The sequence below is a fragment of the Sphingobacterium litopenaei genome (genome assembly GCF_014692495.1).
GTDB lineage: Bacteria > Bacteroidota > Bacteroidia > Sphingobacteriales > Sphingobacteriaceae > Sphingobacterium > Sphingobacterium litopenaei.
Map to the genome: position 1 here is coordinate 1 of NZ_JACOIJ010000051.1, position 16121 is coordinate 16121.

The following is a 16121-nucleotide window of genomic DNA, read 5'->3' on the forward strand; positions in this document are numbered from 1 at the left end:
AAACGAAGAATAGCAATGGAGCTTAGAGATATGATAACTGCTATTCTAATAATATTTGCAGGAGGAGACCCAGCTAAAGTTTTCAAAACATGAAAAATGGTCGGAATTTCTTCCGACCATGACTAGGCTATGCCCTCTTTTTTATTTTTGTGTGAATAGTTGTCTTATTCCATATTGTGGTATACAGCTTGAACGTCGTCATCTTCTTCGATTTTATCGATTAATTTCAACACATCTGCTGCTTGTTCTTCTGTCAATGAAGTATGCGATAAAGCGATACGCTCTAATTTCGCGGATTTCAATTCAATACCTTTTTCTTCTAAAAGGCGTTGCATATTTCCGAAATCTTCGAAAGAAGTTTGTACGACTACGATATCGTTTCCTTCTTCGTCAGCCTCTACATACAATTCTTCTAAACCACCGTCGATTAATTCCAATTCTAATTCTTCCACATCCAAATCATCTGCTGCTGGAAAACGGAAAATAGATTTACGTTGGAAAATGAAATCCAAAGAACCTGTTTTTCCTAATGAACCGCCTGATTTTGTGAAGTACGAACGGATGTTACCTACTGTACGGTTTGTGTTATCAGTTGCTGTCTCGATAAGTACAGGCACACCATGTGGGCCATACCCTTCGTAAACATATTCTTCGTAGCCTTTTGAATCTTTTTCTGAAGCTCTTTTGATAGCTGCTTCCACACGGTCTTTAGGCATGTTTACCGCTTTCGCGTTTTGGATCGCCGTACGTAAACGAGAGTTGTTTTCCGGGTGAGGACCACCTTCTTTTACTGCGATAGCAATTTCTTTGCCTAAACGTGTGAATTGGACCGCCATTTTGGCCCAGCGTTTAAATTTTCTTTCCTTTCTAAATTCAAAAGCTCTACCCATTTTGTTTATTTGTTTTTAAGATTTTCGATCATTTCTCGTGTCAAATCTTCTAGGTTGTATTCAAGCTTCCAATTCCAGTCTTTTTGAGCGTATTCGTCATTTATACTCTTAGGCCAAGAATCGGCAATAGCTTGACGTGGATCACCTTCTGCATAAGACATTTCAAAATTAGGAAGAATTTTTTTAATTTCTTGGGCAATCTGTGCTGGCGTAAATGAAATACCTGCTAAATTGTAACTAGAACGTATAGAAAGGTTTTCTGCTGGAGCATCCATTAATTCAATCGTTGCACGCACAGCATCATCCATATACATCATTGGCAAAGCTGTATTTTCAGATAAGAAGCTTTCATATTTGCCTTTTGCCAATGCTTCGAAGAAAATATGTACCGCATAATCTGTCGTACCCCCACCTGGTGCCGTTTTCCATGAGATGATACCTGGGTAACGAATACTACGAATATCCAATCCATATTTCGCGTGGTAATATTCTACTAATCTTTCGCCAGATAATTTGCTGATGCCGTAGATGCTGTTAGGATCCATTACACAATATTGTGGCGTGTCTACTTTCGGAGAGTTTGGTCCAAAGACTGCGATAGAGCTTGGCCAAAAGATTTTTTTGATACCTAATTCTACTGCAAGATCCAATACATTCAACAGCCCGTTCATGTTTAGATCCCAAGCTTTCATAGGATATTGTTCGCCCGTTGCCGAAAGCATTGCTGCAAGCAGGTAAATCTGAGTAGGTTTGTATTTGATAAACAACTCTTTCAAAAGGTTTTTATCTAATACGTTTGCTGTCTCAAAAATATCGCCGTCCTCCATTTCATGTGGAGGTCTTATATCCGTCGTTATGACGTTTTGTTTGCCAAATTTGTTGCGAAGAGCTAATGCTAATTCAGACCCGATCTGACCATTCGCCCCAAGGATAATTATTGTTTCTTTCATATGAGTCAGCAAAGTTATTTGTTTTTCAATGTCTTGTCAATGAGTTGATTAACACAAACGGTTGTTTAAAATTTTGTGTCTTTCCCTCGTGATTAAAAATTTGTGTAAAGCAGATGTAATGTCCTTTAGGACAGGGGTTACCAGAATTATTTTTGCCATCCCAGGTAAGTTTGCCATGCGTGCCAGCTAGGTTTTGATGAGCAATTTTCCGGACTAATTGTCCTTTTTCATTATAAATCTCTACAGCGATGATATAATTTGGGTTGATTAGCTCGTAGTTTATTTCCAATTCATCCTCAATGCCATCTCCATTTGGAGAGAATGTTTTGGAACTGAGGGTAATTTTATTTTGTGGAATGGCGATGTCAGCCACTGAATTTTGGTAGCCTGGAGTGGCCCCTCCATGAATAGTAGACGCAGAATGGAATATATTTTTATCTGCGCGGATACGCTCTAATGAAATTCCTTTAGCATCGATAAGATGATCGGAATGCATTGTCGCCGCATAGTAGATAGAATCCAGCAGTATATTTTGATCGGAATATAACGTAACAATCCCTTGTTGATTGGTGTATGGAGGCAAGGAGCCTGTTTCCAATATGTTTTCTGCAACAGCTCTTGGATAATGCTGTTGTATTATTTTTTTATTTGTCGTAATAGCGATATAGTCATTTGCTTCCAATAAGTGGAAAGCATTGCTGATTGTTCTATTGCCTAATCTAAAATTTTGCAGATTAATTGGAAATAGGCTTGTGTTATAAAGTTCGACAAAGTCTACACCGCCTTCTTTCGGATTGAAAAGTATTTCATTTATGATAAGGTCTCCTGCCTTGATATCCTCTTGTTGAAATAATTTAATTTCAAGTGTAGGAAGTTCAAGATTGCAGGTCTTCAAACCTGTTATTTTTAACGTATAAAGCTTTTGCGGATCAAGATTTTTAGCAAAACTTAGTGCGATATGTTCGTTGACAATTTCCACTTTATTGGCTTCGCCGATTTCTTCATCTAGCGAGAAGGTGGCTTCTTCTAGATTAGAAAAGTAAGTATTCGCTAATGTGAGCTTAAGTTCGACACGATTTTGGAAAATCTTGTAAGTATCCATTTGGGGTTGTGGAATATACTGATTATCCAAAATGGTATTATTCTTTCCAGGAGTACCACCGCTTAAAGAATTGGTTGCGGACCAATTAAGGTTAATGTTACAACTCCAATTGGGATTAATTCGCTCAAGACTCCATCCGCCATTTCTTTTTGAACTACTATTGTACCAGCTATCACGGTAGGAGATTTCATCAATCGTAACTCCATTTTGTGTCAGCTTGATGGTCGCTGAAGTATTGCTCAAAGCAAACCAACGGGATAATACAACGACATTACCATAGCGCGAAAATTGTGAAGCTGCGGCTTCTTGACAGAGAATTAGGTATTGTTTGGGCGCGAGTTTGTAAGATGGAAGAGTTTGTTGGTTATTATTTATATGGATCTCCACATCTTTCAGATCTATTACGGATGAAGCATTGTTATACAGTTCGATGTATTCAAAAGGTGGCAATGCAGCAGCGTTATTGGGATTTATCATCAATTCATTGATGAGCGAGGTGGTATTTTGTGCCAGTACCTGATAAGGGAGAGTGAAAGCGAGAATAAGCGAAAATAAATATAGCTTAACCGATGGTCTCATAATCCTATTTTTAGCCTAGCGCAAGTATGTTTCTTAATGCAGGCAATTTACAGAATAATTTTCGTTGCAATTTATTTTTACATTGCATTTGTTCCGTTTAAAAGCTTTAAAAATTAACAAAATGATAATTTTTAGCGGCTATTTTGTTTGTATTTTTAATATTGTGGCGTAATCTAATGCGAAAAATTTAAATTTTATATCGATATACTGATTTTAATTTATTATGTTTGAAACCATTTTAATCACTAGTATTAACAAAATATTAAAGCAACAATTGTAAAGAAATGAAAGTAGCAGTAGTTGGCGCAACAGGTTTAGTTGGGTCCGAAATGTTGACAGTATTGGCGGAGAGAAACTTCCCAGTAACAGAATTAATTCCAGTAGCATCTGAAAGAAGTAAGGGTAAGGAAATTGAATTCAAGGGTAAGAAGTATAAGGTAGTCACTCCAACAGAAGCTATTGCACTTAAACCAGATGTAGCTTTATTCTCTGCCGGAGGCGGTACTTCTACAGAATATGCTCCTTTATTTGCAGAAGCGGGTATAACGGTTATCGATAATTCATCAGCTTGGCGTATGGATCCTACTAAAAAATTAGTAGTGCCAGAAGTAAACGGTGATGTATTGACAGCTGAAGATAAAATCATCGCTAACCCAAATTGTTCGACTATTCAGATGGTAGTGGTGTTAAAGCCATTGCACGAAAAATATAAAATCAAACGTGTCGTAGTATCTACTTACCAATCGGTGACAGGTACAGGTGTGAAAGCAGTTCAACAATTGAACGATGAGCGTGCCGGAGTAGAAGGCGAAAAAGCATATCCATACCAAATCGACTTGAACGTAATTCCTCAGATCGATGTATTTCAAGATAACGGTTATACAAAAGAGGAAATGAAAATGATCAAAGAGACAAACAAAATCATGCAAGATGATTCGATCAAAGTAACAGCTACTACAGTGCGTATCCCAGTCGTTGGAGGCCACTCAGAATCTGTGAATATCGAATTTGAAAATGATTTTGATTTAGCCGAATTGCGTGCTGCTTTAGAAGCACAAGACGGTGTAATCGTAGTGGATAATCCAGCAAACTTAGAATACCCAATGCCGAAAGATGCTCATGGTAAAGATGAGGTTTTCGTAGGTCGTATTCGTCGTGACGAATCGCAAGATAAAACAGTAAACCTTTGGATTGTCGCAGACAATTTGAGAAAAGGTGCTGCCACAAATGCTGTTCAAGTAGCTGAGTTGTTAGCGAAAAAAGGATTGATCTAAGATTTAAATATCCACATAAGGGATTAGTAAATGCTGTAAGGTTTCTTACAGCATTTTTTGTACACTAGCTAGCGTAGCAACTCTTTCAAATCATCCTGCGATAGCGATTTTACAAAAGTTTTTTCTGTCGTAATCAACGAAGTAGCGATGGACATTTTGCGGTTTTGCAGAGCTACAATCTTTTCTTCAACGGTATCTTTACTTATAAATTTATAAATAAAGACATTGCGTTTCTGTCCAATACGGTGAGATCGGTCGATGGCTTGTTGCTCGACGGCAGGATTCCACCATGGATCTAAGATAAAGACGTAATCAGCTTCGGTGAGGTTTAAGCCTACACCGCCTGCTTTGATGGAAATTAAGAAGATTTTAACCTCCTCATTATCTTTAAATCGCTGTACTGCTTCGGCTCTATCCTTAGTAGCACCGTCCAAATAAGCGAACGGGATTTTTTGCTTATTAAAATAGTCTTTAAAAAGTTCTAAATGCTTAACAAATTGAGAAAAGATCAGCACCTTATTCCCTTCGATAGAAATAGAATCCAACATTTGAAGCACAGCTTCGAATTTTCCTGATTCATCCTTGTACGAAGGATCCACCATTTTTGGATGGTTTGCTAGTTGGCGAAGTTTAGTCAATCCTTGCAGTAATGCGATTTGATTTCCTTTACCGTCGTTGACGGCTCCTTCCAATAAGGCGTTGCGGTATTCCGACTTGGTCGATTCGTAAAGTTCCGACTGGGCTTCGTTCATCTCACAATAAATGATCTGTTCTGTCTTAGGAGGAAGTTCGGTAGCCACTTGGTTTTTAGTGCGTCTCAAGACAAAAGGCTTTATGATCGCCTGCAAACGCTTCGCCGTATCCTCATCTTTCTTTTTCTCAATAGGGATAACAAATTCCTTTTGAAAGAAAGAATAGCTCCCCAATAAACCTGGATTGGTAAAGTGCATTTGCGACCAAATATCGGAAACGGAATTCTCTATTGGGGTACCACTCAAAGCTAATTTATGTCTGCTTTTGAGAGATTTAATAGATTTAAACGATTTTGAAGTCGGATTTTTAATATTTTGACTTTCGTCAAGAATAATGTAGTTGAAGAAAAATTTACTGAATAGTTCTTCGTCGCTTCGTACAATTCCATAAGTCGTGATAACTACATCGAAATGTGTAAAAGCGTAAGCATCTTTAAAGCGGTTAGATCCAACATGCATCAAAATGCGAAGGTCTGGGGCAAATTTATCAGCTTCCTTTTGCCAATTATATACTAATGAAGTGGGTAGAACGAGTAAAGAAGTTTTTGCATAATCCGTGTTCTTTAGCTCTTCTTTTTGCTTTTGCAATAAAGCTAAAGTCTGAACGGTTTTACCCAAACCCATATCATCGGCTAACACACCACCAAACTTATATTCCTGCAAGAAATGGAACCAGTTGTAACCAGCTTCCTGATAAGGTCGAAGGCTTCCATTGAATTTTTGAGGAGCATCAATTTTTGCTATTTCTTCAAAATTGCTCAGATTCTGCAACTTACGACTCATAGTCAAAGCTGTATGCTCAGAGATTTCATGTAGAATTCCGATGTGTGCTTTGTTAAGTTGAAGCCCATTCTTTTTGATTGCAAACTGAAAAAGGTGCTCGTACTGTGCGAACCATTCTTCGGGAATAATGGCGATTTCACCATTCGGAAGTGTAAACTCCTGTATTCTGTTTAAGATATGATCGCGTAAATGGATAAATGGAATTTTATAGGGTCCAAAATTCGCAAAAGCCCGTACATCAAACCAATCATTGTCTTCGACAACTTCAATGTCGAGAGAAGTCTTTCCGATAAAGAAATGCTTATCTCCAGTCTCTTGTTTGATGCTATAACCCTTTTCTTTCAGCTCATCTTGTTTGTTGCTGAGCCATTCGAATACATTCGCAAACTCTTTGCCATCAGTAATGTAACTACCAAAGAGTGCATCTTGTCTCTTAACACCTGAAGATTCTAAGTAGGCGTGTTGGTTTTCTTCCCACAATATGGAACGTTTGACGCGTGTAAATGTGTAATTGTCCGCTTCTTCATCGTAGGACATTTTTACAGAAATCTTGTGGTCAGATGTCGGTAAGAAAGTAAAGTCCCCGTATTGGAACGATAGCTGAATATGTGATTCGCCATTCTGTATATAATTCAATGTCAAAATTGGAACGGCATCTTCTTTTATGGTCTTGATATCAAAACCTTCTGCATACACAGAATATTTCTCAATCAAAGGAATAATGAATGTTTCGTAGTATTTGCGCTCGGTTGCGCGTGGAACACTGATGTATCTTTTGTTCAGAAAAGGGGCTAACTTTTTGCCTTCCAAAGGTTGATCAAAATGATAGAGTACATTATCCAAAAGTAACCATGCTTGGGCATTGATAATGACTTCCGCATTTTTGTACATGAACTCCATGCGATGTCCATTGTACTTTAATGTAGGAAAATAGCGGGTTTCTTCTTCATTTCTACGAAAGTGAAAAAGTATAGAAGTAGGTTGTTCAGCAACGTGTAATTGTTGTTCTGCCGGATATCCATCTTTTTTACTCATTAGGTAGATTGGTTTATCTCCAATCATTTCCATCACTTTCAAGAGTTTCTTCTCCAGTTTAGGACGTATATAATCCCGAACTTTATTGTCGAATATTTTAGTGAAATAATCTACCGGTCGTATAGCTTTTTTGTGATACTTCTTGATGACATTGCTTTGTTCCACTTCATCCAGCAATTTGATGATTTTATAATCCGTTTCATCTAGAGCCTCCGCAAATTCATCGACCGTATTGGTAAATACGCGTTTGTATGACAATGAAAGACTGCCATTAGGATTGAGCTGTACAATATGTGGTTCAATGAGGTAGCCTAAATAAGGGTGTTCACCGAATGAATAAATTAGCTTGTAAGGATGAGAAGTATCTATCTGTTGCATCAATCTTTAGTATGTCTTTCAAAAAAGACATCTAATATACCTCGAATATGTATGAAGATGAAATAATCTAATAAAGAATAATCAAAAAAAATTAATCTATTTCAATAACGCCGCTGAAAACAAAGTTCGCGGGTCCTTTTAAATAAACGTTTGTAAACGTATTCCCTTGACGTGTAAATGAAATATAAAGCTGGCCACCTAGTACGCGAATAGGAATGCTAATATCACCGTACAAGTCTTTATCTATTGCCATAGCAATAGCAGCAGCTGTTGCGCCAGTGCCGCAGGCGAAAGTTTCATCTTCTACACCGCGTTCGAACGTGCGTACGAAGTAGCCGCCCTCTTCTTCTTCAATGAAATTGACGTTTATGCCTTTTGCTCCGTAAGTTTCATTATTGCGAATTGCAGAACCTTCATTAAATACATCGAGATCTTTTAGGTTTTCTACTTTAAGGATATAATGAGGAGAACCCGTATTCATTACGAAAGATTCGCCGTCACGCGCAATTTTATCTACATTTATCATTCCCAAATTCACCTGATCCGAAGAAATTTCAGCATCATGCGGACCGTCAACTGCCAGAAAGTCAGTTTTTTCGGAGATAATATTTAAGTCACGTGCAAAGGCTACAATACAGCGCCCACCATTACCACACATCGTTCCTTCAGCACCATCTGCATTATAATAAACCATTTCAAAATCAAAATTTTCAGTATTTTGAAGCAGCATCAATCCATCTCCGCCAATTCCAAAACGACGGTCACATAATTTTTTTACTAATTCTTCGTTTTTTCTATCAAAAAGACCATTTCTATTATCAATTAAAACAAAGTCATTTCCAGCGCCTTGATATTTAGAAAATTGAATTTTTGTGCTCATATTTTTGAAAATTTACCTCAAATTTAATATTCTTGTTACAAAACTAAAGCCAATTTGTTAAATCTTGTTAAAATGCTTGCAAAGGCCTATTTTGTTAACAAATTTTAACTGACAAAAGTTGTGACAGCTGTCAATATGGTATTACATTTGAATACTGCTACAAGGTAAGAATAGAAAAATAAAATTAGAATTTTAAAACAGCAATAAATAATATGAAAAAAATAGGAGTAAGTTTATTAACAGCTGTCTTAGGAGGTGCGGTGGCTGTAGGAGGCTACAAATTGTTTGAAGATAAACAATTTGGCAACATGACTTTAGAAGAACAGCAAAAAGTATATTATGCTAATAATCCTGGAAACGAAATCATGTCGTCTACGGGAAATCCTGATTTTACACAAGCGGCAGCTGCAGTTTCTCCTGGTGTGGTGCACATCAAAGTAACGATGACAGCGCGCGGATCACAACGCGGTGGGGGAGGTTCTCCTTTTGATATGTTTGAGGAGTTTTTTGGAATGCCTCAGCAAAGACGTCAGGCACAACCTCGTCAAGCACAAGCATCAGGTTCTGGTGTGATTTTGACTCCAGATGGATATATCGTAACAAACAATCACGTAGTTGAAAATGCCGATAAAATCGAAGTGCAATTAACCGATAAGCGTACTTTCGAAGCAAAAGTTATTGGTCGTGATCCCAATACGGATTTAGCTTTATTGAAAGTGAGCGCGACAAATTTACCAATGGTAAGAATGGGTGACTCGGATAATGTACAAATTGGCGAATGGGTGTTAGCAGTAGGTTATCCGCTAAGCTTACAATCTACAGTTACTGCAGGTATTGTAAGTGCCAAAGGTCGTCAAATTGGTATATTAGGTGATTCACAACAGCAACAACCTCGTGGATATGGTTATGGAGATGAAGATCAACAAATCATTAATACAGCGATTGAATCATTTATCCAAACTGATGCGGTAATCAACAAAGGTAATAGTGGTGGTGCATTAGTAAATGCTCGCGGTGAATTAATTGGTATCAATTCTGCAATCGCTTCTCCTACTGGAGTGTATGCTGGTTATGGATTTGCGATTCCAATCAACTTAGCCAAAAAAGTATTGGATGACTTCAAAGAGTTCGGTAGTGTAAAACGTGGTTTCATAGGGGTGACTTTTACCGAAATTAGCGAAGCTTTGCGTAAAGACAAAGGTATTGATGATATCAATGGTCTTTATGTCCAAAATGTAGTAAAAGGTGGCGCTGCTGAAAGCGCAGGTATTAAAGGTGGTGACATAATTACTAAAATTGAAGGCAGAACAATTTACTCATCTTCTGACTTACAAGAACGTGTAGCTAGACTTCGTCCTGGTGATAAAGTTAAAATTACATACAAACGTGATGGTAAAGAGAAGGATGTAACATTAACATTGAAAGCGGAAGAAGATTCGAAAGGAAAGGCTGGTGATGAAGGCTCAAGTGCAAGTGCAACAGAAATCTTCAACAAATTGGGTGCTAGCTTCATTCCTGCTACGGATGCTCGCAAGAAAGATTTAGGTGTTTCTTCAGGCGTGGTAGTAACTCAAGTACACAGAGGTGGAGTATTTGAATACTTCGGTGTAGAGAAAGGTCTTGTGATCACAGAAGTTAACGGTAAGCCCGTAAATAATGTGGATGATGTAGAATCTGCATTATCAGCAACAAAACGAAATATCGTACGTATCAAAGGTGTTCCACAACGTGGAAGCACAGTTGAGCTAAATGTTCCTATTGAATATTAATAGCAACAATTAATACTTTTTTAAATGGCTTTCTTCGGGAAGCCATTTTTGTTTTTACAGAATAAAACAACATTTTTGTGCTTATGAAAATATTAATGGTTTGTCTTGGAAATATTTGCCGCTCGCCCTTGGCGCACGGTATTTTACAACATATAGCAGATAGTAAAAATTTGGGGTGGGAAGTAGATTCAGCTGGCACTGGTGATTGGCATGTAGGGCAGTGTCCTGATAGACGCAGTATCGCTGTCGCAAAAAAATATGGTGTCGATATTTCGACACAGAAGGCACAGCATTTTACTACAGCTCTATTCGATAAATACGATCGTATTTTTGTGATGGATAGGAATAATTATCGAGATGTCCTTCGCTTGGCGCAGAATGAGGAGCAGCGCGCTAAAGTCTCTTTGTTCTTAGATGATGATATAGTCCCTGATCCGTACTATGATGATGCTTTATTTGAGCCTGTATACAGGATGGTCGAAAAAAGATGCCAACAGCTAATAGAACAATTGTCCAAATAACGTAACGATTAAAGGATAGAGTGTCGAAAACAAATTTTAATGAGTATTTTGGCACAATAGCTATAATATGAAAGCAGCAGAGGTAAATCAAAAATGGAATGTATTACGGGAAGCCATAGCGAAGAGTTTCGATATGGAGTTGCCCGATTTGAAAGTGATGCTATTTTTGATTGGTGTACAAGAATTGGGCAAAGGTCCTAAACAATTTTCCAAACGCGAGAAAGAAGAATTAATGCATATTGCAACTTGTCGTTTATTCTCTTCCATGGGATTTTACGAATTACGAGGCTTGGATGAAGAGGGATGGCCACATTGGGAATTGGTAAAACCAATTCCGAATTATACTTTACTCGAACAGGAATTAATTATCAAATCGCTGATAATTGATTATTTTCAAGATCTAGATTATATATAAACGATGAAAAGACTATTATTTAGCCTTGTTTTGGTATTAATTGCATTGCAGAGTTTTGCACAAAAGCCAAAACATTACTTTGTAGAGATTAAAACAAATAAGGGTATTGTCACGGCTATGTTGTACAATGAGACACCCAAACACCGTGATAATTTTAAGAAACTGGTAAGCGAAAAATATTACGATGGCATTTTGTTTCACCGTGTGATCAAGAATTTTATGATTCAAGGTGGTGATCCGGAATCTAAATTGCCCACAACGACCAGTTTGACAGTATTAGGAAACGGAGGGCCAGACTATAGAATCAATGCGGAGATTCAAGAAGGGTTGTTTCATAAGAAAGGAACTTTAGGTGCTGCAAGAGATAATAATCCTGCGAAATCTTCTTCGGGTTCGCAATTTTACATTGTACAAGGACGTAAGTTTACGGATGCGGGTTTAGATTCTCTGGTAAAATTCCGTATGCAAGGCAAAGAATTTTCTTCACAGCAACGTGAAGCCTATAAATCTGTGGGTGGAACACCGCATTTGGATGGAAACTATACGGTTTTTGGGGAGGTTATCAACGGCATCGAATCGGTAGATAATATTGCTGCAGTAGCAACGAATAGTGATGACCGTCCGATTACCGATGAGCCGATGTATATTCGTCTGTTGACGCGCCGCGAAGCTATTAACACAGAAAGACAATTGGCAGGTTTGAAACCTAAGAATGGCTTCTTTACTAAATTATTTGATTCTTTTAAATCCAAAAATTACAAGCTGTAGTTCATGAAAATAATCACATACAATGTAAATGGGCTCCGAGCTGCGTTAAAAAAAAGTTGGTTAGGTTGGTTAACTTCTGTGAATCCTGATGTCGTTTGTTTGCAGGAAATAAAAGCAACTCCGGATCAAGTTCCAGAGATTTTGTTTTTGGAACAAATGGGCTATGAGCATTATTGGTATCCCGCACAAAAGAAAGGTTATAGCGGTACGGCAATCTTAACGAAGATTACGCCTAAACATGTGGAATACGGATGTGGTCACGAAGATTACGACTTCGAGGGACGTGTCATTCGTGCGGATTTTGATGATGTGTCTGTAATGAGTACCTATTTTCCCTCAGGAACAACAGGAGACGTACGCCAGGATTTTAAATATAGATTCTTAGATGATTTTCATCAATATGCTCATAAATTACTGGTTGATCATCCGAATTTGGTAATAAGTGGCGATTATAATATTTGTCATCGTGCTATCGATATTCACAATCCAAAATCTAATGCGAATACATCTGGCTTTTTGCCTGCAGAGCGTGAATGGATGGAGAATTTTATCAATTCTGGTTTTATAGATACGTTTCGTTCACTGAATCCTGATCCCCATCATTATACCTGGTGGAGCTATAGAGCAGGAGCTAGAGGTAAAAATTTAGGTTGGCGCATTGATTACAATATGGCGTCAGAAGCTTTAAAAGATCGAATCGTAGGAGCTAAAATATTACCAGAAGCGGTGCATTCAGATCATTGTCCTGTACTATTAGAGTTAGCTTAAAAAATAAGGAGAAACAATTTGTTTCTCCTTATTTTTTATATGTGGCTGAGCATTTCTGGGTTTCTTCTACTTTGCAGCGTATTAAAGTACATCCTGTTTCTTTTAGCTGTTGTGGTGCTATGACTTCCACCAAATGTTGTGCGATATTTTCAGCTGTTGGGTTAAAAGGAACAATCACTAAACTTTCTTCGGATAATTTTTGCAATTCTCCCAATAAGGGGTCTTTCTCCCAAATTAAAAACTTGTGATCGTAATGATCTTCTAACCACATACACAATTTCTCTTTGATTACTGAGAAATCCAATACACGTCCAACTTCATCCAAAGCTTCTGCTGCAACTTCAAAATGTATTCTATAATTGTGACCGTGAAGAAATCTACATTTTCCTTCGTGACCAACCACCCTATGTCCACATGAAATGTCGTGATATCGTTCTGCTGTAATCATGCGACAAATATAGTGTTATTTTATCAATCGCTCTTGAAGCTGTTCGATATTGTCCACCGTGAGTTGTTGCATGACTTGATAAAGCTGCGCCTTAAACATAGTGATAGTATGGTCACCGCCATCCTCGCCAAGAGCCCCAACACCATACATAAAAGGTCTTCCCATAAAATTAAAGTCAGAACCTACTGCATACGCTCGTGCCAAATCCACTCCCGAACGGATACCGCCATCCATCATAATCTTTAGTTTACTTTTGTAAGATAGATTTAATGCTAATTTCATTAATGATACGATAGAAGATTCACCAGCATCCACTTGTCTTCCGCCATGATTAGAAACTATTACTCCATCTACGCCGAGCTGAATGGAAGCTTCCATATCTTCTTCCGTGGCTATTCCTTTCAATACTAATGGACCTTGCCAAATGTCCCGAATCGCTTTTACCTTTTCCATATTGACTTTGCCTGTAAAAGTTCTATTCATAAACTGTCCAAGTTGAGTTAAATCCAGCCCTTTTTCCATGTAAGGTTTTAACGTTGCAAAAGATGGAATACCGTTCTTTAATGTTTGAATACCCCAAGTTGGACATTTTAATGCTTGAAAAATATTGGCAATATTCATTTTTGGAGGCATCGAAAGACCGCTTTTTATTTCTCTATAGCGTAGTCCAAATGACGGAACATCTACCAATACCACCAGTACTGGACACTCAACAGCTTTTAGTCTATTTAAGATGTCATCTCGTAACCTATCTTCTGTAGGATGATACAATTGAAACCATGCTTTGCCTTCAGACACTTCGGCAATACGTTCAATGCTGGAAGTCGATACTGTACTTAGCGTATAAGGTATATCATGTTTAGCAGCAGCTTTAGCAAGTATCTCAGGTGCATTAGGCCACATCAATCCTTGTAGACCGATAGGTGAAACACCAAATGGTGCACTATATTTTCTGCCGAATAATTCTACCGACATATCAATATCTTGTCCTACACGTAAATATTGAGGCTTCAATAAAATATTATCAAAGTCATTTTCGTTTCGAAATAGATTCAATTCTTCATTACAACCACCATCTAAGTAATCAAACGCAAATTTTGGAATTCTTGATTTTGCTTTCTTACGTAAATCAGCGACAGAAGGGTATAAGGTATTGTATTTAAAAATTGGCTTTGCAGACATTGGTTAAATTTTTTACTTACAAAGATAAGTTAAAAATTTGAGCTAGCCATCCTGACCTGTGATGAAATTATGGGGTCATCTTTGCATGAACGGGTTTACCATTTTTATCTGTGCCATAAAATAAAATGTATTCTGCTTCGGTTTGAAGACCTGAAGTTCCATCCTTCAGTTTGATAAATAACCTATTGATATGCATATATTGACCCGAAATAATGCCTTCTACGTAGGGTTTATTCTGCTTATCAAGTTTTAAATGGAGCTTTTGACCAGGATAAGAAACCAATTCAATTTGGAAGTGATTATTTCCAAGTTTTTCTGTTTTCACACCATAAGCGTAGCGACGTTGAATATTAGTTAAGGGCTTTATTTCCCCATTTCGATCAAATAATTGCCTCGAAGTTTTGATAGGTTCATTATCATTGAGCTTATTCGTGGCAGAATAATTTGGCTGATAAATAAAGGTGTTTTTACCTCGGCTATGCTGAATATAGAAGAGTATATCTTTGACAGTAGGCTTTGGGTAGCCTTCTTGGGCGTGAGAAAAGAAACTATTAAAAAGGATTAAGAATAAAAATGTCAGCTTCTTCATCATATTTCTACTTATTAGCAAATAACAGAATAATATACAAAGTCCTGTCAAAATTTTCAATATATTTTGAATTTCGTTTAAATGGGAATGATTATGATTAGTGGGAGATAAAAAAAGTATCCAAAATAAAAAGGTTATTGAAGTCGGATTAAATAAACAAAGTCACTTATTCAAGTGACTTTTGTTTATTTGTAAAATGTAATCAGGATTAAGGGCGATTTCCACCCATAAATTTGGATATTAACCAAATAATCAATGCGATTACAATTACGACTATAATAATGCCAGACCACATGCCAGCTTTAAATATTCCACCGATTACTTCACAACTTGATAATAAAGTAATAACGGATAATATTGTTGCAAATAAACCTATTCTTTTCATAATTGATGTCCCTTTTATTGTAGAACAAGTTAAAGGCTAGGTTGTTTGAGTGGTTTTAGATTTTTAATCTTATACACTACAATAGTAATATTAGTGCTTATATAAAATTAATGCTGGTATAATAAATAAAACTGGATGAACTTCAAATATGTGTGTTCTTTTAAAAGAATAGTCATGATTGTAAGCATTCATCTCGGGAACATATATAGTTCTTGATGAGCTTTCTGTTTTGTAACCTAATATTTCTAATATTATGTATAGTATAGAAATTAATATAATCTGAATGATGTGGAGAAGAAGAATAAACCTTAAGTTTTGTTGGTATTGAGCATTTCTATTCGATTTAGTAAATCCGATGAAGCTTGGGATTATAAAGCCTAATAAGGGAAACATTATACAGAACAAGGAGCTAATGTATAAGTTTCTGATACGGAAGTGTAAAGCAAACTGTGTCATTGAGCTCTAAATAGATATAGGTTCCCTTCGGACCTATATCTATTTAGAGCCGCCGAAGGCTTTCATTCTATCACCAAATTTAAGGTGGAGTTGTTGCATTGTCAAGCCCCAATTACGAATTGGCATAGTCCATTTTTTGCTTATGTTTTGTATTGCCAGATAAATTAACTTTAATAACGCTTGATCTGAAGTAAACG

The 16121-nt window shown here is 37.2% G+C and carries 15 protein-coding genes and 1 pseudogene; 6 read left to right on the plus strand and 10 right to left on the minus strand.

What is annotated here, in order from left to right:
- Positions 1–164: 164 nt before the first annotated feature.
- Genes H8B04_RS15910 through H8B04_RS15920 form a run of 3 tightly spaced genes read right to left on the minus strand, consistent with a single transcriptional unit; the run spans position 165 to position 3521 of the window.
- Positions 165–890, minus strand: coding sequence for a YebC/PmpR family DNA-binding transcriptional regulator (locus tag H8B04_RS15910; RefSeq protein WP_165292476.1), 726 nt, complete (start codon positions 888–890; stop codon positions 165–167).
- Between the two features lie 5 nt (positions 891–895).
- Positions 896–1840 (minus strand): NAD-dependent epimerase/dehydratase family protein, encoded by a 945-nt coding sequence (locus tag H8B04_RS15915; RefSeq protein ID WP_190302983.1) that lies wholly within the window; start codon positions 1838–1840, stop codon positions 896–898.
- Between the two features lie 25 nt (positions 1841–1865).
- The gene (locus H8B04_RS15920) at positions 1866–3521 is read right to left on the minus strand and encodes a lamin tail domain-containing protein (protein ID WP_190302984.1); all 1656 of its coding nucleotides are present in this window, start codon (positions 3519–3521) and stop codon (positions 1866–1868) included.
- A gap of 284 nt (positions 3522–3805) precedes the next feature.
- Between H8B04_RS15920 and H8B04_RS15925 the strand changes: the two genes are divergently transcribed.
- Positions 3806–4795 carry an aspartate-semialdehyde dehydrogenase gene (locus H8B04_RS15925; RefSeq protein WP_165292474.1) on the plus strand — a complete coding sequence of 330 codons (990 nt, stop codon included), beginning with the start codon at positions 3806–3808 and terminating at the stop codon, positions 4793–4795.
- Positions 4796–4863: 68 nt separating this feature from the next.
- Here the strand turns inward: H8B04_RS15925 and H8B04_RS15930 are convergent, their stop codons facing one another.
- Both H8B04_RS15930 and dapF read right to left on the minus strand, forming a co-directional pair.
- Entirely contained in the window at positions 4864–7743 is a 2880-nt protein-coding gene (locus H8B04_RS15930; RefSeq protein ID WP_190302985.1) for a DEAD/DEAH box helicase, read from the minus strand.
- A gap of 91 nt (positions 7744–7834) precedes the next feature.
- Positions 7835–8623, minus strand: coding sequence for a diaminopimelate epimerase (dapF, locus tag H8B04_RS15935; RefSeq protein ID WP_190302986.1), 789 nt, complete (start codon positions 8621–8623; stop codon positions 7835–7837).
- Between the two features lie 212 nt (positions 8624–8835).
- Between dapF and H8B04_RS15940 the strand changes: the two genes are divergently transcribed.
- The 5 genes from H8B04_RS15940 to H8B04_RS15960 all read left to right on the plus strand — a co-directional run bounded on the left by H8B04_RS15940 (position 8836) and on the right by H8B04_RS15960 (position 12864).
- Positions 8836–10392 carry a Do family serine endopeptidase gene (locus tag H8B04_RS15940; RefSeq protein WP_165292471.1) on the plus strand — a complete coding sequence of 519 codons (1557 nt, stop codon included), beginning with the start codon at positions 8836–8838 and terminating at the stop codon, positions 10390–10392.
- A gap of 83 nt (positions 10393–10475) precedes the next feature.
- The gene (locus H8B04_RS15945; RefSeq protein WP_190302987.1) at positions 10476–10913 is read left to right on the plus strand and encodes a low molecular weight protein-tyrosine-phosphatase; all 438 of its coding nucleotides are present in this window, start codon (positions 10476–10478) and stop codon (positions 10911–10913) included.
- A 67-nt stretch (positions 10914–10980) separates the two neighbouring features.
- Entirely contained in the window at positions 10981–11328 is a 348-nt protein-coding gene (locus tag H8B04_RS15950; RefSeq protein WP_165292469.1) for a hypothetical protein, read from the plus strand.
- Between the two features lie 3 nt (positions 11329–11331).
- The gene (locus H8B04_RS15955) at positions 11332–12096 is read left to right on the plus strand and encodes a peptidylprolyl isomerase (protein ID WP_165292468.1); all 765 of its coding nucleotides are present in this window, start codon (positions 11332–11334) and stop codon (positions 12094–12096) included.
- A 3-nt stretch (positions 12097–12099) separates the two neighbouring features.
- A complete protein-coding gene (locus H8B04_RS15960) occupies positions 12100–12864 on the plus strand; it encodes an exodeoxyribonuclease III (protein ID WP_190302988.1) in 765 nt (254 codons plus the stop codon).
- A 28-nt stretch (positions 12865–12892) separates the two neighbouring features.
- On the opposite strand, the gene H8B04_RS15965 is transcribed toward H8B04_RS15960, so the two are convergent.
- From H8B04_RS15965 to H8B04_RS17535, 5 genes and pseudogenes are all read right to left on the minus strand, one after another.
- Complete coding sequence (locus H8B04_RS15965; RefSeq protein ID WP_165292163.1) at positions 12893–13312, minus strand: 6-pyruvoyl trahydropterin synthase family protein; 420 nt, start codon at positions 13310–13312, stop codon at positions 12893–12895.
- Positions 13313–13327: 15 nt separating this feature from the next.
- A complete protein-coding gene (locus tag H8B04_RS15970) occupies positions 13328–14494 on the minus strand; it encodes an alpha-hydroxy acid oxidase (RefSeq protein WP_165292164.1) in 1167 nt (388 codons plus the stop codon).
- Positions 14495–14561: 67 nt separating this feature from the next.
- Positions 14562–15086, minus strand: coding sequence for a DUF4833 domain-containing protein (locus tag H8B04_RS15975; RefSeq protein ID WP_165292165.1), 525 nt, complete (start codon positions 15084–15086; stop codon positions 14562–14564).
- A gap of 205 nt (positions 15087–15291) precedes the next feature.
- Complete coding sequence (locus tag H8B04_RS15980; protein WP_165292166.1) at positions 15292–15468, minus strand: hypothetical protein; 177 nt, start codon at positions 15466–15468, stop codon at positions 15292–15294.
- A 495-nt stretch (positions 15469–15963) separates the two neighbouring features.
- Positions 15964–16121 (minus strand): annotated as a pseudogene (locus H8B04_RS17535) (IS256 family transposase); the annotation flags it as partial.